The organism is Kitasatospora purpeofusca (genome assembly GCF_036010405.1).
GTDB lineage: Bacteria > Actinomycetota > Actinomycetes > Streptomycetales > Streptomycetaceae > Kitasatospora > Kitasatospora purpeofusca.
This window is the reverse complement of record NZ_CP108561.1, coordinates 7,485,182-7,505,629: the sequence shown is the minus strand read 5'-3', so window position 1 is coordinate 7,505,629 and position 20,448 is coordinate 7,485,182. Positions and strand designations below refer to the sequence as shown.

The 20,448-nt window shown below is 74.4% G+C and carries 14 protein-coding genes and 1 pseudogene; 7 read left to right on the top strand and 8 right to left on the bottom strand.

All coding sequences use genetic code 11. The features are described 5' to 3' along the window. Positions 1–1,374, bottom strand: a complete 1,374-nt coding sequence (locus OG715_RS32805; RefSeq protein ID WP_266273675.1) for a cytochrome P450 — start codon at positions 1,372–1,374, stop codon at positions 1–3. 330 nt (positions 1,375–1,704) lie between these two features. Between OG715_RS32805 and OG715_RS32800 the strand changes: the two genes are divergently transcribed. Then, positions 1,705–2,601, top strand: coding sequence for a hypothetical protein (locus OG715_RS32800; RefSeq protein ID WP_266273676.1), 897 nt, complete (start codon positions 1,705–1,707; stop codon positions 2,599–2,601). A gap of 464 nt (positions 2,602–3,065) precedes the next feature. Here the strand turns inward: OG715_RS32800 and OG715_RS32795 are convergent, their stop codons facing one another. After that, complete coding sequence (locus OG715_RS32795) at positions 3,066–3,386, bottom strand: zf-HC2 domain-containing protein (protein ID WP_266273677.1); 321 nt, start codon at positions 3,384–3,386, stop codon at positions 3,066–3,068. A 55-nt stretch (positions 3,387–3,441) separates the two neighbouring features. On the opposite strand from OG715_RS32795, the gene OG715_RS32790 reads away from it, so the two are divergent. The 4 genes from OG715_RS32790 to OG715_RS32775 all read left to right on the top strand — a co-directional run bounded on the left by OG715_RS32790 (position 3,442) and on the right by OG715_RS32775 (position 8,395). Further along, positions 3,442–4,029, top strand: coding sequence for a sigma-70 family RNA polymerase sigma factor (locus OG715_RS32790; RefSeq protein ID WP_266273678.1), 588 nt, complete (start codon positions 3,442–3,444; stop codon positions 4,027–4,029). 377 nt (positions 4,030–4,406) lie between these two features. Further along, positions 4,407–5,861 carry an MFS transporter gene (locus OG715_RS32785; protein ID WP_266273680.1) on the top strand — a complete coding sequence of 485 codons (1,455 nt, stop codon included), beginning with the start codon at positions 4,407–4,409 and terminating at the stop codon, positions 5,859–5,861. 56 nt (positions 5,862–5,917) lie between these two features. After that, a complete protein-coding gene (locus tag OG715_RS32780) occupies positions 5,918–7,279 on the top strand; it encodes a cytochrome P450 family protein (RefSeq protein WP_266273681.1) in 1,362 nt (453 codons plus the stop codon). A gap of 117 nt (positions 7,280–7,396) precedes the next feature. Then, positions 7,397–8,395 carry an isocyanide synthase family protein gene (locus OG715_RS32775; RefSeq protein WP_266273682.1) on the top strand — a complete coding sequence of 333 codons (999 nt, stop codon included), beginning with the start codon at positions 7,397–7,399 and terminating at the stop codon, positions 8,393–8,395. A gap of 161 nt (positions 8,396–8,556) precedes the next feature. Here the strand turns inward: OG715_RS32775 and OG715_RS32770 are convergent. The 3 genes and pseudogenes from OG715_RS32770 to OG715_RS32760 all read right to left on the bottom strand — a co-directional run. Further along, positions 8,557–9,339: pseudogene (locus OG715_RS32770) on the bottom strand (ABC transporter ATP-binding protein); the annotation flags it as partial. Beyond that, complete coding sequence (locus OG715_RS32765; RefSeq protein ID WP_266274627.1) at positions 9,336–10,370, bottom strand: FecCD family ABC transporter permease; 1,035 nt, start codon at positions 10,368–10,370, stop codon at positions 9,336–9,338. The pseudogene OG715_RS32770 and the gene OG715_RS32765, both read right to left, overlap by 4 nt. A gap of 135 nt (positions 10,371–10,505) precedes the next feature. Next, complete coding sequence (locus OG715_RS32760) at positions 10,506–11,597, bottom strand: ABC transporter substrate-binding protein (protein WP_266273684.1); 1,092 nt, start codon at positions 11,595–11,597, stop codon at positions 10,506–10,508. 233 nt (positions 11,598–11,830) lie between these two features. On the opposite strand from OG715_RS32760, the gene OG715_RS32755 reads away from it, so the two are divergent. Further along, entirely contained in the window at positions 11,831–12,577 is a 747-nt protein-coding gene (locus OG715_RS32755) for a helical backbone metal receptor (protein ID WP_266274628.1), read from the top strand. Positions 12,578–12,684: 107 nt separating this feature from the next. Here the strand turns inward: OG715_RS32755 and OG715_RS32750 are convergent, their stop codons facing one another. The 3 genes from OG715_RS32750 to OG715_RS32740 form a co-directional block, all read right to left on the bottom strand. After that, entirely contained in the window at positions 12,685–14,997 is a 2,313-nt protein-coding gene (locus OG715_RS32750; protein ID WP_266273685.1) for a hypothetical protein, read from the bottom strand. Positions 14,998–15,282: 285 nt separating this feature from the next. Then, a complete protein-coding gene (locus tag OG715_RS32745; RefSeq protein WP_266274629.1) occupies positions 15,283–16,800 on the bottom strand; it encodes a lipase maturation factor family protein in 1,518 nt (505 codons plus the stop codon). Between the two features lie 399 nt (positions 16,801–17,199). After that, a complete protein-coding gene (locus OG715_RS32740) occupies positions 17,200–18,276 on the bottom strand; it encodes a GAF domain-containing protein (protein WP_266273686.1) in 1,077 nt (358 codons plus the stop codon). A 547-nt stretch (positions 18,277–18,823) separates the two neighbouring features. On the opposite strand from OG715_RS32740, the gene OG715_RS32735 reads away from it, so the two are divergent. Then, positions 18,824–20,095: an acyl-CoA dehydrogenase family protein gene (locus OG715_RS32735; RefSeq protein ID WP_266274630.1), complete on the top strand. Its 1,272-nt coding sequence runs from the start codon at positions 18,824–18,826 to the stop codon at positions 20,093–20,095. Positions 20,096–20,448: the final 353 nt, after the last annotated feature.

Below are 20,448 nucleotides of genomic sequence, written 5' to 3'. Positions count from 1 at the left end.
TCAGAAGGTGAACCGGAGCGAGCGGACCCGGTGGTCGAAGCTGGACGGCGCGAGGTCCGGTTCGCCGACCGAACGGACCTCCGGGAGCCGGGTGAACAGCTCCCGGTAGAGCACCTTCATCTCCTGCCGGGCGAGGTGCGCGCCGAGGCAGTAGTGCGGCCCGCCCCCGCCGAAGCCGAGGTGGGGATTGGGGGTGCGGGTGATGTCGAAGGCCTCGGGGTCGGCGAACACGGTCTCGTCGTGGTTGGCGGAGCCGTAGTAGAGCACCACCTTCTCGCCCGCCCGCAGCAGCGGGCCGTCCGGGCCGCCGAGCCGGTGGTCGACGGCCAGGGTGCGGCGGAACTGGATGATCGGCGTGGAGTGGCGGACGATCTCGTCGACCGCGCCGCCGAGGTGCCGGTCGAGGTCGCCGAGCAGCAGGGCGCGCTGGCCGGGGTGGACGGTGAGCAGGTGGAGGCCGTGCGCGAGGGCGTTGCGGGTGGTCTCGACACCGGCGACGAGCAGCAGGGAGAAGAAGGCGCCGAGTTCGCGGCCGGTGAGGCGGCGGCCGTCGACGTCGGCGGTGACCAGGGCGGAGATCAGGTCGTCGGCGGGGCGGCGGCGGCGCTCCCGGCCGAGGGCGGCGACCATGCCCTGCATCCGGGCCAGCGCCCGCAGCCCGCGGCCGGGCGTCCGGAGGCGTTCGCGCAGCGGGCGCGCGACGCCGGTGTGCTCGGAGGCGTGGTTGACCTGGTCGAGGATGGCGCGGCGGATTTCGGCCGGAATGCCCATCATGTCGCAGATCACCCGGAAGGGGAGTTCGGCGGCCACCGCGTTGACGAAGTCCCGGGGGCGCTCGTGCTCGACCCGGTCGACGAGTTCGGTGGCGACCCGGCGGATGTCCTCCTCCACCCGGGAGAGCAGGCGCGGGGTGAAGGCGCGGGAGACGATCCGGCGCAGCTGGGCGTGCCGGGGGTCGTCCAGGTTCACCATCGAGTCGCCGAACAGGAGGCGGACCCAGCGGGCGGGTTCGGGGGTGGTGACGCCCGGTCCGCTGAGGAAGACGTCGGGGGTGCGGCTGGCCTCGACGACGTCGGCGTGCCGGACGAGGGCGTGGAAGCCCTGGTCGCGGCCGCCCCGGCCGTGGCCTGCGCCGAAGCGGGCGGGGGCGGGGAGGCGGCGCAGTTCGGCGAAGGCGGCGGTGCGGACCGGGGCGGGCAGGCCCCAGAAGGCCGGATCCGCGAGGTCGACACCGCCCGGCCGATCGACGGCGGTCGCGGGGCGGACGTCCGCCGCGCCGGACCGGGCGCCGGTCCCGGAGTCGAGGCCCGCGGCCGCTCCGGCCGTCGCGCCGCTGGTCGTGGTCGCGCCGGCGTCGGATGCGGTGGTGCCCATCCCGGGCCTCCTGTCGCTGTCGGTCCCGTGTGCGTAAGGTCACATTCAGTGCGTATCGGAACGAAGCTGTCAAACCGATATGACGGCATGAATAACACCTTCCGGGACCAGTCGGGCACCGATCGGCGCTCCGACCCCGCCCGCACCGTCGGGATCCGGCCACCGGGTGACACCCCTTCCGCACCACCCCTCCCGGCGGCCCCGGAGGTGTCGGTGCCCGAACGGCCTGCCTCCCCGGGACCCGCCCGAGGTGCCCGGACGTGCCGTCACAGGGGTGGAACCGGCCAATAGCGGAGGGTGCGGTACTGGTCGGCGGAGGCGGGTGCGACGATGAGTGTCATCGTGATGACCGACCGGATCCGCTCTCTGCGCGCCGTGGTCTTCGCCGCGCTCTGCGTGGCGCTGGCCGCCACGGCGCACGTCTCCATGTCCGGTTCGGGGGTTTCGGCCCCCGTCCTCGTCGGCGCCTTCGGTCTCGTCCTCGGCCTCACCTGGCTGCTGGCCGGCCGGCGGCGCGGGCTCACGGTGATCAGCCTCTGGATGGTGGCGGCGCAGACCGCGCTGCACCTGACCTTCGAACAGGCGGGCACGCTGTTCGCCGGTGGCGGCGCGAGCCGTACTCCGCCGACGGACTGGGCCTCGCTGCTGCTGTGCAATCCGGACTCGGCACCCGTCGGGGTGACGCCGGACGACCTGGCCGTGATGGCCGGGCTCGACCCGGACGTCCCGCCGGCCGGGGTCCAGGCCGCGACCGCCGCGCACCACGCGCACGGCGCGGCGGCGGCGCCGGACCTCCCGTCCGGGGCGGGCACGGGCCTGACCGGCCAGAACGTGACCGGCCAGAACGTGACCGGCCAGAACGTGACCGGCCAGAGCGTGACCGGTCAGGGCGCGGGCGGTCACGCGATGGGCGGTCACGACATGGCCGCGCACGGCATGTCCACCGGCATGATCGCCGCCCACGTGCTCGCCGCGCTCGCCTGTGCGCTGCTGCTCTGGCGCGGCGAGACGGCGCTGGTGCGGCTGTTCGACCTGCTCGGCGCACTGGGCGCGGTCCTGGCCGGGGCGCTGCTGGCACCGCTGCTGGCCCTGTTCGGCCGACCCGCCGGGTACCGGCCGCCGGGAGCGCCGAGACCCGTCGGCCACCGGACCAGATTGCCCCGGCTGGTGCTGCTCTCGCACGCCCTGGTGAGGCGTGGGCCGCCCCTCGTCGCGTACGCCCGCTGACGCGCCCTCCGCCCTCCCGGACACCACGGTGTCCCCGGCGCGGTGGGCAGGTCGCCCCGCGCCGCAGCCGCGCCGCCGGGTACCGCCGCCCGTCCCGGACGACCCCGACCGACCGCGAACCACCGCACCGCCGTGCCGTCGCACCGCTCCGCCCAGCCCCGCGCCTTCCGCCGGGAAAGGGACCGGGAGCGGCACCGACCGCCACGGACGGCGACGGAGGCCGCCGACGGCCGGGTGCCCCGGGGACGGCGCGCTGCCGGTACCGACGGACGCCGCCCGCGCCACCGGGGCCCGGGCCCGTGCGCGCCGACCGTCCCGCCGTTCCGCCGGCCGGGGCTCCGGCCGCGCGGCCGCCCACCGACGCCGACGGTTCCGCCCGCAGCGGGACCGCACCCCCGTTCTCCCCTCGGGACCCTTCCATGTCTCACATCGACGGCGCACCGGCCCGAACCGGCGCCACCGTCCTACCGCGTCCGCCCGCCGTCCCCCTGCCCGGGACGGCCCTCCGCCTCACCGAACGCCTCACCGACCACCTCACCGTCGGACTCCGCCCCGCCCTCCGGCTCCGCGCCGAGGCGGGCGAGCAGCCCCGCCGTCCACTCCGCCGACGGGTCGCCGCCGCTCCGGTCGCCGAGCAGCGGTCCGCGCAGCCGCTCCGCCCGCTCCAGCCAGTCCCGGCAGACCGCGCAGCGCGCGACGTGCTTGTCCAGTCGACGGTCCGGCACACCGGCCGGCTCGCCGTCGAGGCGGGCGGACAGAGCGGTACGGAGTTGCTCGCATCTCATATGACCATCGTCCCGCACCTTCTCCGAGGTGGGACTGTCCGGGTAGGAGGCCGCCATGGATGACGAACAGCTGACCGCCCTCGCCCTGGCCGCCCGCGAGGGGCGGTCCGCCGACGTCGAAGCCTTCGTCCGGGCCACCCAGCGGGACGTGTGGCGGTTCGTCGCCCACCTCACCGACGTGCAGTCCGCCGACGACCTCGCCCAGGAGACCTTCCTGCGCGCCCTGCGCAGCCTGCCCGGGTTCGCCGGACGCTCCTCGGCCCGCACCTGGCTGCTGTCGATCGCCCGCCGGACCGTCATCGACCGCTACCGGACCGCCGCCGCCCGCCCGCGCTGCGCTGCGCTGCCGGACTGGCAGGAGGCCGCCGAACGGCAGGGCACCACGCCCGCCGCGGGCTTCGAGGACGGCGTGGCGCTCGGCGACCTGCTGGACCGGGTGCCCGCGCAGCGGCGGGAGGCCTTCGTCCTCACCCAGGTGGTCGGGCTGAGCTACGCCGAGGCCGCCGAGGTGGCGGGCTGCCCGGTCGGCACCGTCCGCTCCCGGGTCGCCCGGGCGCGCGAGGAACTGATCGCCCGCCTGCGGGCCGCCGAGGCCGGCGAGCCGGCCCCGGGCGCCGCGGCGGAACTGGCGGCCGCCTGCTGAGCGCCGCGCGAGCACTGCCGACCGGCGGGTGACGGATCCAGGGATCCGTCACCCGCCGGTCTGTCGTCCGGAAACCGCTGTCCGGCGGGTCGGGTGCCGCCGGGCGTCCGGCGCGACGGGAGAAGGGCCGGGAGAGGGCAGGGAGAAGCCCGGAGAGGGCCGGGACGAGGTCTGCCGCAGCCGATGCCCGGCCCCCGGCGGGCCCCGGGGAACCGGCGACGGGCACCGGGCAGGGATCGGCCACTGTGGGCATGATCCGGCCAAGCCTTAAAAATCCCCCACCTGTTCGGAACTGGAGCCGAGGTATCTCCGACTGCTGTACCGGACGCCGCCGCCGAGGTGGTGTCCGGACAGCACGGGGGAACGGAGGATGACCCATGGCAGCGCAGCAGTCGCCCGCCACCAGTACGTCGGGTGACGGCCCGGTCCGGTCGGAGGACCGGTGGAGCCTGGTCTTCGCCGCAGGGCTGATCTCCTTCGTCGCGATGCTCGACATGAACGTGGTCAACCTCGCGCTCACCGACATCGCGGACGCCCTCGACGTCTCCCCGACCACCGCCCAGTGGGCCGTGCTCGGCTACCAGCTCCCCCTGGTGGCCCTGCTGCTGCCCGCCGGACGGTGGCTGGACCAGGTCGGCCTGCGCGCCGCCCTGCTGCTGTCGGTCGGCTGCTTCGCGCTCTGCAGCGCCCTGGCCGCCGTCGCGCCCTGGGCGAGCTGGCTGATCGCCGCCCGCCTCGCCCAAGGGGCCTTCGGCGCCGTGCTGTTCGTCCTGATGCCGGTCCTCGCGGCCACCGCCGTCCGCCCCGAGCTGCGCGGCCGCGCGATGAGCGTGCCCGCCACGCTGGGCCCGCTGGGCGCCGTCCTCGGCCCGGTCGTCGGCGGCCTGCTGCTCGACCACGTCGGCTGGCGGGCGATCTTCCTCGTCAAGCTGCCGATCTGCCTGGCCGCCTGGCTGATCGCCCGCAAGGACGCCCCGCGCGGCGGCAAGCGGCTGCGGCTGCCCGACCGCGCCTCGCTCGGCGACGCCGCGCTGATCGGCTCGGCGGTCGCCGCCGTGCTGCTCGGCCTCACCCTGGCCCCGGACGCGCCGCTCTGGCTGCTGCTCACGCTGCCCTCCGTGCCGCTGGTGCTGTTCTGGCTGCGCCGCCCCGGCGGACGCCCGGTCGCCGGAGTGCTGCGCGCCTCCGGCACCGCCGCCGTCAACGGCTCGGTGCTGGCCCTCGCGGCCGGCTTCGCCGCCAACCACTACCTGCTCGCCCAGTACCTGCGCCGCGACGACGGCGAGAGCGCCACCAGCACCGCGCTCACCATGCTGGCGTTCCCGCTCGGCATGGTGGTGGCCGGCCGGTTCGGCGGGCGGCTCGCGGACCGCTGGGGCGCCCGCCCGACGGCGCTGACCGGCGCCGCCGTGACCGCCCTCGGCCTGCTGCTGCTCGTCCCGGTCGACACCGACTGGTCCGCGGTCGACATCGCCTGGCGGCTCGCGGTCGCCGGCGTCGGCATGGGCCTCAACGGCGGGCCGGTCCAGGCCCTGGTGATGAGCTCCGCCCCGCCCGACCAACTCGCCACCGCCGGCTCGGCCGTCCAACTGGCCCGCAGCCTCGGCTTCGCGCTCGGCCCCGCGCTCGGCACCGCCGCCGCGCTCTACGGCACCACCGAGGTCGCCGGCATCCGGGCCGGGCTCACCCTGGCCGGCACCGCCGCCGCCCTCGCCGTCGGCCTGCTGACCCTGCACCACCGCAACAACCGCACCAAGGACGCCGCCGCCGGCGGCAGCACCGGCAGCGGGAGCACCACCGGAACCGACCGGACGATCCGCAGCCGCGTGTGACCCACCGTCGCACCTCCCCCTACGCACGGCAGATCCTTACCGGAGGAACAACCGCAATGACCGACACCGTCCACGACCCGACCGCGGCGGGCGAGACGCCCGACGGACCGCGCTGCCCGTTCGGGTACGACGAACTCCCCGATCCGGTACCGCTGTTCGGACCGGAGTACAAGAGCGACCCGTACCCGCTGTACCGGCAGATGCGGGCCGCGGGACCCGTCCACCGGGTGACCTTCCCGAGCGGCGTCGGCGCCTGGCTGGTCACCGGCTACAAGGCGGCCCACTCCGCGCTCAACGACCCCAGGCTCGGCAAGAACCACTCACTGGGCAACGAGGACTGGCGCAAGCTCGCCTCGATCATGCCGGAGCCGCAGCACTCCCAGCTCCAGGTGCACCTGCTGCACCAGGACCCGCCGAAGCACACGACGATGCGCAAGCTCGTCCTGGACGCCTTCGCACCGCGCCGGGTGGAGGCACTGCGCCCGCGCATCCAGGAGCTCGCCGACGCCCTGATCGACGAACTCCCGCCCACCGCCCCGGCCGGCGGCACCGACCTGGTCGAAGGCTTCGCGGCCCACTTCCCGTTCCGGGTACTGGCCGCCGTGATCGGCCTGCCCCAGGAACTCGCGGTGCGCTTCGACCGCGACTGGGGCAAGGTGGTGCAACCGGTCGGCCCGCAGGACCCGGGCCGACCGGCGTACGAGGGCCGGCTGCACGGCCTCCAGGGCTACATCGCCGACGTGGTCGCCCACAAGCGTGCCACCTACGACCCCGCCGGGCCCGACGTGGACCTGCTCGGCCGGCTCGTCGCCGCCTGCGACGCCGGCGAGTTGAGCCCCGAGGAGCTCGCCTCCATGGTGTTCCAGCTGCTGGTCGCCGGCCAGGAGCCGGTCACCAACCAGATCACCACCATGCTGATCACCCTGCTGCGCCACCCGGACCAGCTGGACCGGCTGCGCGCCAGCCTCGACCCGGACGGGCCCGTCGCCGAGCCGGGCCTGCTCACCCGGGCGATCGAGGAACTCCTCCGCTACGACGGCGCGTTCGAGCTCACCACCTGGCGGTTCTTCGGAGCCGACAGCGACCTGCACGGCACCACCGTGCCGGCCGGGGACTCGGTGATCGTCTCGCTCGGCGCCGCCAACCGCGACGAGGAGCAGTTCCCGGACACCGACGTCCTGGACTTCGACCGCTCCCCCAACGCCCATCTGGCCTTCGGCCACGGCATCCACTTCTGCCCCGGTGCCGCCCTGGCCCGCGCCGAACTCCAGATCGCCGTCGGCACCCTGCTCACCCGGCTGCCCGGGCTGCGCCCGTCCGCCGCCGACGGCGAGGCGATCGACTCGCTCGCCTGGGTGCCCGCCGTTCTCGCCCGAGGGGTGAACCGGCTCCCGGTCGCCTACGACCGGCGGCACTGACCGCCCGCGAGGACCCAACGACGCGTCTCCCCGCATCCACCGCAGCGTCCCGGCGAACACCGCCGGGGCGTGGCTCCGCCTGCCCGAAGCCCGTACAACGTTCCGTGGAGGACAACCATGCCGCCCGCCGGCACCACCGTCACCAGTGACTCCCAGGCCGACAGCAACGAGAGCACCGGCACCGCGTACACCGCCCCGGACCAGCAGACCGTGGCCCGGCTCTCCGCCGAGATCCTCGACCTGCTGCTGCCGCACCGCCGCGCGTCCGATCCGGACGCCGAGGCGATACCCGCCGACTTCCCGCTCCAGCTGGAGCAGTTGGCGGACTTCATCACCGCCGGGGACCAGATCCTGTTCACCCTGCCCGGCTTCCCCTGCAAGTCGCCGAACCTCGCCAAGGTGCTCAGCCACCTGCCCGACGAGGGCGAGCGGCTGTCGCTCACCTTCCTCAACCGGCTCGCCGAGGAGATCGGCAAGATCTACGAGCCCGGCGCCAAGATCCTGATCTGCTCCGACGGCCACATCTTCGGCGACCTCATCCACGTCCCCGACGACCACATCGACCAGTACTCCGACGAGTTGTCCGCGCTGATCGAGCGCGAGGGCCTGACCAACCTCGACACCTTCGACCTGCGGGCCGTCCTCGGCGACCTGCCCTTCGACGAGAAGCGCGCCCGGGTGCACGCCCAGTACGCGCCGACCAAGGAGGAGCTGCGCGAGCAGGTGCTGACCGACGAGGAGACCGCCAAGCTCTATCGCGGCATCACCCGCTTCCTCACCGAGGACACCTTCGGCTGGACCGGCACCAAGTCCGCCCTCCAGAAGGACTGCCGCCAGCGCGCCTACGGCGTCATCCAACGCAGCCGCGCCTGGGGCGACCTGATCGCCGAGCAGCACCCCCGCTCGTTCCGGCTCTCCATCCACCCGCAGAAGGTCGGCGTGCTGAAGTTCGGCATCCGGCTGCTGGAGCACACCGACATGTGGATGACCCCGTGGCACTCCTCGGTGCTGCACCGTCCGGACGGCGAGTGGGAGCTGATCCGCAGCGCGGAGGCGGCGAAGGTCGGCCGGCTGGTCGAGCGCAACGGCCGCCCGAGCCACTACGAGACCTCCTGACGTTCGACGGAGACCGGGGCGGGGAGACCGGCGGGGACGGTGACTCCGGTGACTTCGGTGACCGGTACCACCGGGGGCGGGGCGATCACGTCTGCCCCGGTACCCGCGGCACTCCCCGCCCCCCTGCCCGACGGCGGCGCGACCGGACCCGGCACCCCCGGGTCCGGCGCGCCGACCGGCGCGCGGTGGTCGAACGCGATCAACGGGTCCCCCGTGAGCGGGTGCTCGATCACCGCCGCCCGCACCCCGAACACCTCCGCCAGCAGCTCGGCGGTCAGCACCTCCCTCGGCTCCCCGGAGGCGACCAGCGTGCCCCGGTGCAGCACGTGCAGCCGGTCGCACACCGAGGCCGCCGCGTTCAGGTCGTGCAGCGCGACCAGCGTGGTGCGGCGCTGCTCCCGCAGCAGCGCCAGCAGCTCCACCTGGTGCCGGACGTCCAGGTGGTTGGTCGGCTCGTCCAGCACCAGGACGTCCGGCTGCTGCGCCAGCGCCCGCGCCAGCAGCACCCGCTGCCGCTCCCCACCGGAGAGCTGGGCGAACCCCCGGTCCGGCGCGTGCGCCATGCCGACGCGGGTCAGCGCCTCGGCCACCAGCCGGTGGTCCTCGGCGTCGTCCTTGGCGAACGCCCGCTTGTACGGGGTCCGGCCCATCGCGACCACCTCGCGGACTGTCAGCTCGAAGTCGCCGCCGCGCTCCTGGGGCAGCGCCCCGATGTGCCGGGCCGACTGCGCCGGACTCAGCTCCGACAACTCCCGCCCGGCCAGCAGCACCCGCCCGGCACTCGGCCGCAGATGCCGGTAGACGGTGCGCAGCAGACTGGACTTGCCGCTGCCGTTGGGACCGACCAGGCCGGCGATCTCGCCCTCCTTGGCGACCAGGTGGACACCGGCCACCACGGTCCGCCCGGCGAGGGAGACACTCAGGTCTTCGACGGCGATTCTCAATTCCGCTCCAGTCGTCGGTCCAGCAGGTAGAGCAGGGTGGGCGCGCCGAGCAGCGCGGTGACCACGCCGATCGGCACCTCCTGGCCGTCGAGCGCGACCCGGGCGATCAGGTCGACGACGACCAGCAGGACGGCGCCGGTGAGGGCGGACAGCGGCAGCAGCCGCCGGTGGTCGCCCCCGACCAGCAGCCGGCACACGTGCGGCACCATCAGGCCGACGAAGCCGATCGCACCGGAGACGGCGACCAGCACCCCGGTGAGCACACTGGTGACGGCGAAGATCTCACGGCGCAGCCGGACCACGTCGACCCCGAGGCCGGCCGCCGTCTCGTCGCCCATCAGCATCGCGTTCAGCCCCCGGGCGCGGCCCTGGAGCAGCACCAGTCCCAGCACCACGGCGGCGGCGGGGACGGCGAGCTGGCCCCAGGTGGCGCCGCTGAGGCTGCCCATCAGCCAGAACAGCACGCCCCGGGTCTGCTGCTCGTCGCCGGTCTGGAGCACCAGGTAGCTGGTCAGGCCGGTGAGGAACTGGCCGATGCCGATGCCGGCCAGTACCAGGCGCAGCGGCGAGAAGCCGCCGCCGCGCCGGGCCAGCACCCACACCAGGGAGAACGCGGCGAGCGCGCCGAGGAAGGCCGCCACCGAGACGGTCAGTCCGGCGATCCCGCCGATGGTCAGCGACAGGCCCATGCCGGTGCCGAGCACGATCACGCCCACCGCCCCGAGCGAGGCCCCCGAGGAGATGCCGAGCAGGTAGGGGTCGGCGAGCGGGTTGCGGACCAGGGCCTGCACCGCCGTACCGACCAGGCCGAGCCCGGCCCCGACCGCCGCCGCCAGCAGCGCGCGGGGGACGCGCAGCTGCCAGACGATGAGGTCGCGGGTGCCGGGCGCCGGGTGCTGCCCGGTGAGCCGCCGGCCGACCACCGACCACACCTCGCCGGGCGGGATGTCCACCGAGCCGAGCGAGACGGCGGCGGTCAGCGCCACGACCAGGGCGGCGGTGAGCAGCGCGGCCAGCGGCCCGGGGCGCAGCGCCCGGACCCGCCCGCGGCGCCGGGGGCCCGGGGCAGCCGGGTCGGCGTCGGGGGCGGTGTCGGGGGCGGTCCCCCCGGCGACCGCGGTGGCGGCGGCGCCCGTGGTGTCGGTGGTGGCGGCGCGGGCCACGGCCTACTGCCCGTTCTTGACGAGCGTCGGGTGGACGGTCGCGGCGATCTGCCGCACGGTGTCGGCGTTGCGGATCCCGGCGATCGTGGTGACCTCGGAGCCGATCCGCAGGAAGTGCCCCTCCTGCACGGCCTTGAGCCCCTGCGTCGCCGGGAAGCCCTTGAGGAACGCCTCGGCCTCGTCGAAGGCCTTGCGGTTGGCGTCCTCGCTGCCCCGGTTGCGCACGGCGAGCTGGATCCAGTCCGGGTTCTTCGCCACCACGTCCTCCCAGGAGACGGGCCGGAAGTCGGCGTCGCAGTCGGAGAACACGTTGCGCGCGCCGGCCAGGGTGATCACCGCGTTGGCGATCTGCTTGCCGCAGACGGCCATCGGTTGCTTTGTACCGGCGTCGAAGTCGAAGAGGAAGTACCCGGGACGCTGCGCCTCCGGTACGCCCGAGGTCGCGTTCTTGACCTCATTGATCCGCTGGTCCATCGCGGCCACCAGTTCCTGGGCGCGGGCCGCCGTCCCGGTGACCGCGCCCAGCCGGCGCACGTCCTCCGCCACCCCGGTCAGATCGGTGCGCGGCCCGGCCGCGGCCTTCGGGCCGCTCGCGCAGGCCGTGGAGAGCAGCAGCACGTGCTGCATGCCGACCGCCTTGAGCTCGTCCTCGGTCGGCCCGGCACCCGCGGCGCCCATCATCGGCATCGGCCCGAAGGTGTCCACGTAGAGGTCCGCGCCGGAACCCAGCAGCTTCTCCTTGGGGATCAGGGTGTCCCCGAGCACCGGCACCTTGGCGCCCTGCTCGGCCACGGCCGCCGGCAGGCTGCCCTTCCCGGGCGGGAACCCCGTCCCGATGACGCGGTCACCGGCCCCGAGCTGGAGCAGCATCTCCAGACCGGCCGCGTCGGTGGTGACGATCCGCTGCGGTGCCCGGGCGACCGTCGTCTCCTTGCCCGCGCAGTCCGCCACCTTCACCGGAAACGCGCCGGCGGCGGACGCCTGTGCGCTCCCGCCGCCGTTCGTGGTGTCGCCGCTCCCGTCACCGCCGCTGGAACAGCCCGTGGCGAACAGGGCGACGGCTGCCGCGATACCGCAGAAGACGCGAGGGCGCATCAGTAACTCTCCTGGTCAATGGTCGTGCTCGGGTTCGTCCTGTGAACCCGGACCAGGTAGTCGGCCGTTGTGCCCTGCCGGTTCCCGGAACTTTGCCCTCCCGGCCACTGGAGGGCGGTTAGGGTTGCGCGGTGAGTTTCCTCAGGACCGGCGGGACGCCGGGGGGCGGTGCGGCGGTCGACGATCTGGGGCTGGTCGTGCCGCTGTTCGGGGCGGGTGGTGGTGTCGGGCCGGTGCGGCGGGTGGTGTCGCTGGTGCCCTCGCTCACCGAGGCCGTGGCCGCCACCGCGCCCGGGCTGCTGGTCGGCGTCACCGACTGGTGCAGCCACCCCGCCGACCTGACGGCCCCCCGGATCGGCGGCACCAAGAACCCCGACCTGGCCCGGATCACCGCCCTCGCCCCGGACCTCGTGATCGCCAACGACGAGGAGAACCGCCGGTCCGACCTCGACGCGCTGCGGGCGGCCGGACTGCCGGTCTGGGTCACCGACATCCGCACCCTCGACCAGGCGTTCCGCTCACTGGACCGGCTGCTCACCGTCGGCTGCGGCCTGCCCCGCCCCGCCTGGCTGGACGCCGCCGAGGCCGCCTGGGCGGAGGTCGTTCCCCTGCCCGGCCCCGCCCGCCGGGCGGTCGTGCCGATCTGGCGCCGCCCGTGGATGGTGCTGGGCCACGACACCTTCGCCGGCGACCTGCTGCAACGCCTCGGCCTGCATCTCCCGCACGCCGAGGACCCGGCCCGGCCGGAGCGCTACCCCGCCGTCCCCCTGCCGGAGTTGCTCGCCGGCCGCCCCGACCTGGTCGTCCTGCCGGACGAGCCCTACCGGTTCACCGCCGAGGACGGCCCGGAGGCCTTCCCGGGCATCCCGGCCGCGCTGGTGAGCGGACGCCACCTCACCTGGTACGGGCCGTCACTGGCGGAGGCCCCGGCGGTCCTGGCGGAGCAGCTGCGCCGGGCCCGGCCCGCCGGGGTGGGGTAGACCGGGCCGGGCGACGACGACGACACGGCCCCGGGGCGCGGTTCGTGGACCGTGCCTCCGGGGCCGTGGTGGTGCGGGTGCTGCGGGGTGCGGCCGTGCGGCCTCGGTCAGGCGCGGGCGGCGGTGATGGCGGCGCCCAGCGCCTCCTTGATACGCGGGCCCAGGCGGGCGAAGCCCAGCTCCTTCATCGCCGCACGGAGCAGTTCCTCGTCGGTCCGCCCGACGCCGTCGGCGTCGATCCAGCGCACGATGGCGAGCAGCTCCTCCGCCGAGTACGCGGTCACCGGCCGCCCCGGGGTGAACTCCGGCTTCGCCGGGGACGCGGCCGCTTCGGTCTCGGTCTCGGTCTCGGTCTCGGTCTCGGCAGCAGGCTCCTCGACGACGACGGCTGGCACCTCCGCAGCCGACTCGGCTTCGGCGGCGGGCTCGCTCTCGACGGTCTCGGGCTCGGTGACGGCGGGCTCGACGGCCTCGACCTCGACCTCCGTCTCGGGCTCGGCGGGCGCGGGCGCCTCGGCGACGACCTCCGCCTCGGGCTCGACCTCCACCTCGACGGACGGCTCGGCCTCGACGGCCGACTCCGCGACCTCCGCGACCTCCGCGACCTCCGCGACCTCCGCGACCTCCGCGACCTCCGCGACCTCCGCGACCTCCGCGACCTCCGCGACCTCCGCGACCTCCGCGACCTCCGCGACCTCCGCGACCTCCGCGACCTCCGCGACCTCCGCGACCTCCGCGACCTCCGCGACCGGAGCCTCGTCCACGGCGTCAGCGATGACGGTCGGCTCAGTGACGGCCGGAACCTCGGCCACCGGCTCGACCTCGGCAGGGGCCTCCGTAACCGGCTCCTCCTCGACCTCGACCGCGGTCTCGGCGACAGCCTCGACCTCGGGCTCGACCTCGGCGATCGGCTCAGGGGCCTCCTCCGGCGCGATCGGCTCCGCCTCGGTCGCAGCCTCCGGCGCGATCTCGACCGCAGGCTCGGGCTCCACCACGGGCTCGACCTCGGCCACGGGCTCCGGCTCGACCGTCGGCTCGACCTCGGCGACAACCTCGGGCTCGGGCTCGACCTCGGCGACAACCTCGGCCTCGGCCACGGCGGGGGCAACCGCCTCCGCCTCCGGGGCGGAGGGCTGGGCCGGCGGAGCGGGGGTGGTGCCGAGGATGTCGTCGGCGGCGGGAGAGGGGGCCGGGAGGGTGACGGCGAGCGGCTGCTCCTCGACCGGGGCCTCGGCCTCCGGGCTGTCCTCCTCGGTCTCGGCTTCGGCGCTGACGGCCTCAGCGGCCTCAACGACCTCGGCGGCCTCCGGTGCGTCGGTGTCCACCTCGGCCTCGACCGCGACCTCGACCTCGACCTCGGCGGCCACGTCGGCGGCCGTCTCGGTCTCCTCCGTACCCGTCACGTCAGCCGCCTCGTCGGCCGTTGTGTCGGCGGCCTCCTCCACCGGCGGCACCAGACCGTCGCGCTGCCCGCCGGCCAGGGCCTGGCGGGCGGCGTAGGCGGCCTCGGCGGCGCGGCGGTCGGCGCGGGCGGCGGCGAGCTCGGTGAGGAGCTCGGCGAGGCCGGCGTCCTCAAGGGTGGTGCGCAGCCCCCGGACGGTGGGCAGGCGGTAGAGGGTGCCCTCGTCGGCGGCGAGGCGGTCGACCAGGTCGACGAGCTCCGGGAAGGACAGCGCGTCGAGGTCCTGGCCGGGCAGCAGGCGGGCGAGTTCGCGCACCCCGCTGTTGATCGCCTCGAAGGCCGTGGCCGTGCGGTGGACCAGCGCGGCGTCGGACGGCGCGGCGGGCAGGGTGCCGGCGGGCGCGAGGGCGGCCCAGGCCCGGCGCTCGACCGCGGCGGAGGCGAGGGCCTCGTGCAGGTCCTGGCTCCGGGGGCGGCCGGTGGTGACGGCGAGGGCGCCGGCCTGCTTGCGCAGCGAGCGGCCGCGCAGCCAGGAGAGCTTGACGCCGCGCTCGCGCCGCCAGGCCCGGTCGGCGGTGGCGGCGATCAGGGAATCGAGGTCGGCGTCGTACGCGGCCGGGGCGAGCACGGTCGAGGTGCGGCGCAGGAGCTGGAGCATCTCGACGAGCACGGCGGTCTTGCCGACGGTGTCGGGCGCGTCGATCCGGACATCGGCGGCGAGCGCGGTGATGTCGTCCCAGACCTGCTGGAGGTCGTGTCCGCGCAGTTCGGCGAGGACGGTGGACGCGGCGCGGGCCTCCTCGGGGGTGGCGACGGTGTCCAGGGCCGCGTACCAGGGATGGGTGTCGGCGGTGAGGGTGAAGGCACCGAGTTCGGCGTAGCGGCCGAGGTCCTCGCGGAGGTCGGTGCCGGTGGTGGTCGCGGCGGCCGTGGTGTCCGCGGCGGCCGTGGTGTCCTTGACGTCTGCGGAGCCGGCTGCGTCGGCCGCGTCGGCGTTGCGGGAGTGAAGCACTGTCATGTGAGGTCCGGTTCTGGGCGGCTGCGGCGGGGGCGTGGGCTGGCGGCGAGGGGGCGGCGGTCCGGGTGCGCGGTGCGGCCCCGGCGGGTGGGGCTGAAGGGGCGCGCGGTAGGGCTGCCGGTCGGAGGCCAAGAATACGGGTGCCCGTTCGAGCCATGCACGCACCCACCGCTCCTCGGGGCGGTGTGGCGTGCCACAGCGCCCGGCCGGGCGCCACCGGGGAGGGCCGGTCGGGTGGTCCGGCGTCATCGGTCGTCATCGGGCCGTCACCCGGTCGTCGCCGGGTCATCGCCCGTTCGGAGCACGCCGGGCTCGGCCGTCCAGGTCCGTACCGACGGCCCCGGCCGGGCCCGGGGCCGGTGGCGGGTGGTGTCCGGCGCGGGCGAGGGCGGCGAGGTCGACCGGCGCGAGGTACTCGGTCAGCGGTGTCCGGTGCCACCAGGCGCGGGTCTGCCGCAGTTCGCGCCGATCGGTGAACCGGTAGTGGTGGAGGGTCGCCCGGACGTGGGTCGGCGGGGTGTCCGGGAAGGGGTTGTGCCGCAGCAGGCGCAGGGTGTCGGGGTCGTTGACGAGCAGCCGTGCGACGAACGGCAGGAACCACGGCCGGGCGTACCCGGTGGAGATCGCGGCGAACCACATCAGCCAGTCCAGCCGTAGGTGGTAGGGGGCGTACTGGCGCGGGAGGCGGTGCACGTCGCCGGGTTTGCCCTTGAACCCGTACTCCTTCCACACGGTGTGCCGGGTGACCACCGGTTCGTCCGTCCCTTCGACCACGACCTCCTGCCGGGTGCGGCCGACGCTGCCGAACGCGCCGTAGGTGTTGACCAGATGGAGGCGGTTGAAGGAACGGTTCATGACCTGCTGGGGCGAGACCATGTTGCGGACCGGCCAGTAGCTCAGGACGAGCACGGCGGCGGTGAGCGCCAGGGCCAGGGCCTCGAACCAGGCGGGGGCGGCGGGGTAGGCGCGCGGGTGGACGGGCAGGCCGAGGCGGGCCGGGTCGACGGCGGCGAGGGCGAGCGCGACGGTGAGCCAGTTGAGCCAGGCGAAGTTGCCGGAGGCGATCAGCCAGAGCTGGGTGGCGACGACGACGCAGGCGGCGACGGTCGCGACCGGCTGCGGGAGGAGCAGGCAGACCGGGACGAGGAGTTGGGTGACGTGGTTGGCCGCCGCCTCGACGCGGTGCAGCGGATCCGGCAGGTGGTGGAAGAACCAGCTGAGCGGACCGGGCATCGGCTGGGTCTCGTGGTGGTAGCGCAGACAGGTCAGATCGCGCCAGCAGCTGTCGCCGCGCAGTTTGATCAGTCCGGCGCCGAACTCGACCCGGAAGACCAGCCAGCGCAGCAGCCACAGGACGGGGGCGGGCGGGGCGGTGTCGGCGTTGCCGAGGAAGGCGGCCAGGAAACCCGCTTCGAGCAGCAGCGATTCCCACCCGAACGAGTACCAGGTCTGCCCGACGTTGACGATCGACAGGTAGAGGACCCACAGCACCGCCCAGCAGAGCATCGACACCCCGAGCGGGACGGCGTCGCCGAGGCCGACGAGCAGGGCGGCGGAGAGCGCGGCGCCGGTCAGGGCCGAGGCGGCGAAGAAGCGGTCGCTGTAGTGGAGGTGGAAGAGTCCGGGCGCCTGCCGGAACGGGACCCGGGCGGTGAAGCGGGGCACGGGGAGCATGCCGCGGCTGCCGATCAGGGCGCGGAACTGCCGGGCGGCGGCGAGGAAGGCGATCAGGTAGAGGGCGGCCAGCAGCCGTTGCACGAGCAGTCTGCTGAGCCAGTACTCGGGGGCGGCGAACCACTGCATGCGGCCCATGCCTACCACCGGCGGCGGCCTCGGGGGCCGGTCCGGCCGGGCGGCGGCGGGCGGTTCACCCGGACAGCAGCGCGGCGGGGAGCCTCTCCTCGGGGGTGAGAGGCGCCCCACCGCGGTGGGACGGCCTGCCGCGGTGGGCGGGCCGGTGCTGCGGGTCCCGCCACGACGCGCGGTCGGGGCGCGTTCGGGACCTGGCCGGGACGTGGGAAGAACATGGGACGGACATCGGAGGGACGAGGGGAAAACGTGGGTGGAACGTTTCGGGACGTGGTCGGGGCGCGGTGCCGCCGCGGTGGGCGGCCGGTGCTGCGCCGTACGGAACTCCGGTGGTGCGTACGCGGTCCGGGGGGGTGACCCGCACGCGGTCCGGCCGGATCGGGCCGGTGGTGCTCAGCCCGGCAGGACGAGGCCGGTCTCCCCCGCGCCGAGGCCGGGGCGGCCGACCGGGGTGGTGCCGTTCTGCTGGAGGCGGTCCACCAGGAGGGCCGCGAGCGTGCCGAGTTCCTCCTCGGTGCGGGACTGCGCGGTGACGTCCATGCCGACCGTCAGCACGCCGGTGACCTGGCCGGTGCGGGCGGTGCGCAGCGGGGTGCAGGTGAAGCTGAAGATCTGCTGCCCGCGCTGGGCCTCGGGGCGCAGGGACTGGACCCGCACCTCGTTGAGGACGGTGGCGCGGCCGGTGTGGTACGCCTCGGAGACCGCCTGCTGGAGGCCGGCGACGCCGAGTTGGGGGTAGGCCAGGCCGACGGCGCCGTACGCCGCCGGGGCGCCGAAGGTGTCGGCGTGCTGGGCGTTGGCGTAGCGGATCTCCTGGCCGGGCCCGTCGGTGAGCATGATCGGGAACGGCGAGCCGTCGAAGGCCGCGAACATCTCCTGCTGCTGGGCGAGCAGGTTGTCGCGCAGGCGGATCTCGGAGAGCAGGGCCTCGGCGAGGTGCTGGATGTCGCGGAGTCGTTCGCGGCCCCACTGGCGGGGTTCGCGGTCGAGCACGCAGACGGTGCCGATGACGGTGTTGGTGTCGTCGACGAGCGGGGCGCCGAGGTAGGCGCGGACGCCCAGTTCGTCGACGACCGGGTTACCGGCGAACCGGGGGTAGGCGAGGATGTCGTCGAGCGCGAGGGGGGAACGCTGCGCGACGACGTGGGGGCAGAAGCCGTGACTCAGCGGCATCTCCCGGGTCGGAAGGTCGAAGGCGATGCCGCGATCGGCCCACGAGGAGCCTTCTTCAGCCACCGCATCGGTCGAGTTTGGCGGGATGTAGAGCCCCCGGAACATCTGGCGCTCGTCGTTGATGAAGTTGACCATCGCGATTGGGGCGCGGGTGATGCTGGCGGCCAGGTGGGCGAAGCGGTCGAAGGCCTCGTCCGCGGCGGGCTCGTTGAGGCCCAGGCTGCGCAGCCTGCGGGCCCTCTCGGACTCCCCGGCGGCACCCGGGAACTGGCCTTGAGTGCTCATCACATCAGTCATGGCGCACATGTAATCAGACATCCGGCGCCTTACGCGCTCCCGGCCCCTCCCCTTCCCCACTGCTGATGCTCAGTCAAAGCCGCATGTCGGCGGCGAGGCGACGGACGGCCCACCTGCGGGCGGCGGTGGGCCGTCCGGCGGGCCGCCGGGCGGGAACGGGTCGGGAACCGCCGGGCAACCGGTACGGAAGCGGCGGACAACCGGAACGGGAAGCGGCACAAACCCCGGATCCCAAAAGCGGGAGAGGTCACTTCCCCGCCGGGCGCCGCTTCAATCCCCGGCAGTCCGTGAACGGCCCGAATCACGCCAATCCAAGATCCACTGTAGAGCGCTTACGGCACACATATGACAATGAGCCCTGCCGAAAAACGGCGGTCCCCAAGGGCAGCGTGGGCCACCGCCGGCACATCCGCACGCACCGGCTGCAACTCAGGGGCAACCGGCCGCCACCGTCACTCCCCCACCCCCTCGGCGGCCGAAGCGGATCGGCTGCACGGACGGAGGCACATCCACCGAACGACCCGAACCGAGAGGACCTGGTATGGCGATGGACTACTTCACCGACGAGCGACACGAGAGCCTCCGAGCGGAGGTACGCGAGTTCGCGGAGAAGGAAGTGCGCCCGCAGGTGGCCAGAATGGAGGCCGAGCGCCAGGTCGAATTCGAGCTCGCTCGGGAGATCGCGCGCCGTGGCTGGATCGGCGTCACCATCCCGCGCGAATTCGGCGGACTGGGGCTGGGACACCTGGCCAAAACCGTGATCGTCGAGGAACTCTCGCGCGTCAGCGGCGCGATGGGGGCGATCGCGCAGGCCTCGCAGCTCGGCGTCGCCAAGGTCATCCACTTCGGCAGCGACACCCAGCGCCGCCACTGGCTGCCCAGGTTCGCCAACGGGACGGCGCTGCCCACGATCGCCGTCACCGAGCCGGAGTCCGGCGGCCACGTGCTCGGCATGAGCGGCACCGCCAGGCGCGACGGCGACGAGTACGTGCTCAACGGCCGCAAGTGGTTCGTGGGCAATTCGCACATCGGCGACGTGCACGGCGTGGTGCTCCGCACCGGCGAGGGCAGCAAGGGGCTGTCCGCGTTCCTGGTGGAGAGCGACCGCCCGGGCTTCCGTACCGGCGAGCTGGGCTCGCAGAGCGGTCTGCACGGCTTCAGCTTCGGCGAACTCGTCTTCGAGGACTGCCGGATCCCGGCCGCCAACCGGCTGGGCCTGGAGAGCCAGGGCCTGGACGTGGCCTACTCGTCCTCGACCCTCTACGGGCGGCTGAACCTGGCGGCGGTCGCGCTCGGCATCCACCGGGCGATCGTCGAGGACACCGCGCGGTTCGCCGAGGAGCGCATCATGTACGGCAAGCCGCTGTCCCAGCTGCCCAACATCGCGCTGAAGCTGGGCGAGATGCAGTCCCGGCTGATGACCGCCAAGCTCGCCGCGTACCACGCCTCGCACCAGCTGGACCACGGCCGGCCGTGCGACGCCGAACTGATGAACGCCAAGCTCATCAACACCGAGTACGCGCTGGACTCGGCACGCAACGCGATGGAGATCCACGCCGCCCGCGGGCTGCACGCCGATTTCCACATCGAGCGCTACCTGCGCGACGCCACCCACGTCTACCCGCCGGCCGGCACCTCGGACGTCCAGCGGCTGCGGCTCGGCCAGGTGGCCTCGGGCACCTACGGGAAGCAGTGGTCGGCCGAGCTCGCCCACCTGGCCAGCTGGGCGTGGACCGAGCTGGCCGAGCGCGAGGCCGGGGCGGAGGCCCAGGCGCAGGGCGCGCCGGCGGCCGTGCTGCGGATGCCGCTGGCGGGCTGACCCGGGCAAGGTCGGATGCCTCCCCACAGGCGCTCTTGACACGTCCCTGACGGCTTTCCGGAGGCCGAACCCCGGCCTCCGGAAAGCTCTCAGGGACGCCCTCCACCTCCCCCGACCTGCCGGAACAACCCCCGGGGCGGACCCCGGTCGAACCCGCCGCCCTGTCATCACCCGTTCACATATCGTCAGTTGATGTTGCCCAGAGGGCACCTGGGGCTGGTAGCGTGCCTGCAGTCGGCGGCCGTGCAGCATCCGTCCGGACGGTGACAGGACGTCACCACATCCGGCAACCCTCCGGGCACCGCCGGCCGCGGCGCCCCGCGACCGCGGTCGGACCGCACACGGACAACCGC

Bases quoted from the DNA above. Each gene is read 5' to 3' on its own strand.
- OG715_RS32775 (WP_266273682.1), top strand. From the start codon at position 7,397: ATGCCGCCCGCCGGCACCACCGTCACCAGTGACTCCCAGGCCGACAGC.
- OG715_RS32750 (WP_266273685.1), bottom strand. From the start codon at position 14,997: ATGACAGTGCTTCACTCCCGCAACGCCGACGCGGCCGACGCAGCCGGC.
- OG715_RS32780 (WP_266273681.1), top strand. From the start codon at position 5,918: ATGACCGACACCGTCCACGACCCGACCGCGGCGGGCGAGACGCCCGAC.
- OG715_RS32795 (WP_266273677.1), bottom strand. From the start codon at position 3,386: ATGAGATGCGAGCAACTCCGTACCGCTCTGTCCGCCCGCCTCGACGGC.
- OG715_RS32735 (WP_266274630.1), top strand. From the start codon at position 18,824: ATGGACTACTTCACCGACGAGCGACACGAGAGCCTCCGAGCGGAGGTA.
- OG715_RS32790 (WP_266273678.1), top strand. From the start codon at position 3,442: ATGGATGACGAACAGCTGACCGCCCTCGCCCTGGCCGCCCGCGAGGGG.
- OG715_RS32805 (WP_266273675.1), bottom strand. From the start codon at position 1,374: ATGGGCACCACCGCATCCGACGCCGGCGCGACCACGACCAGCGGCGCG.
- OG715_RS32745 (WP_266274629.1), bottom strand. From the start codon at position 16,800: ATGCAGTGGTTCGCCGCCCCCGAGTACTGGCTCAGCAGACTGCTCGTG.
- OG715_RS32800 (WP_266273676.1), top strand. From the start codon at position 1,705: ATGAGTGTCATCGTGATGACCGACCGGATCCGCTCTCTGCGCGCCGTG.
- OG715_RS32785 (WP_266273680.1), top strand. From the start codon at position 4,407: ATGGCAGCGCAGCAGTCGCCCGCCACCAGTACGTCGGGTGACGGCCCG.
- OG715_RS32760 (WP_266273684.1), bottom strand. From the start codon at position 11,597: ATGCGCCCTCGCGTCTTCTGCGGTATCGCGGCAGCCGTCGCCCTGTTC.
- OG715_RS32740 (WP_266273686.1), bottom strand. From the start codon at position 18,276: ATGACTGATGTGATGAGCACTCAAGGCCAGTTCCCGGGTGCCGCCGGG.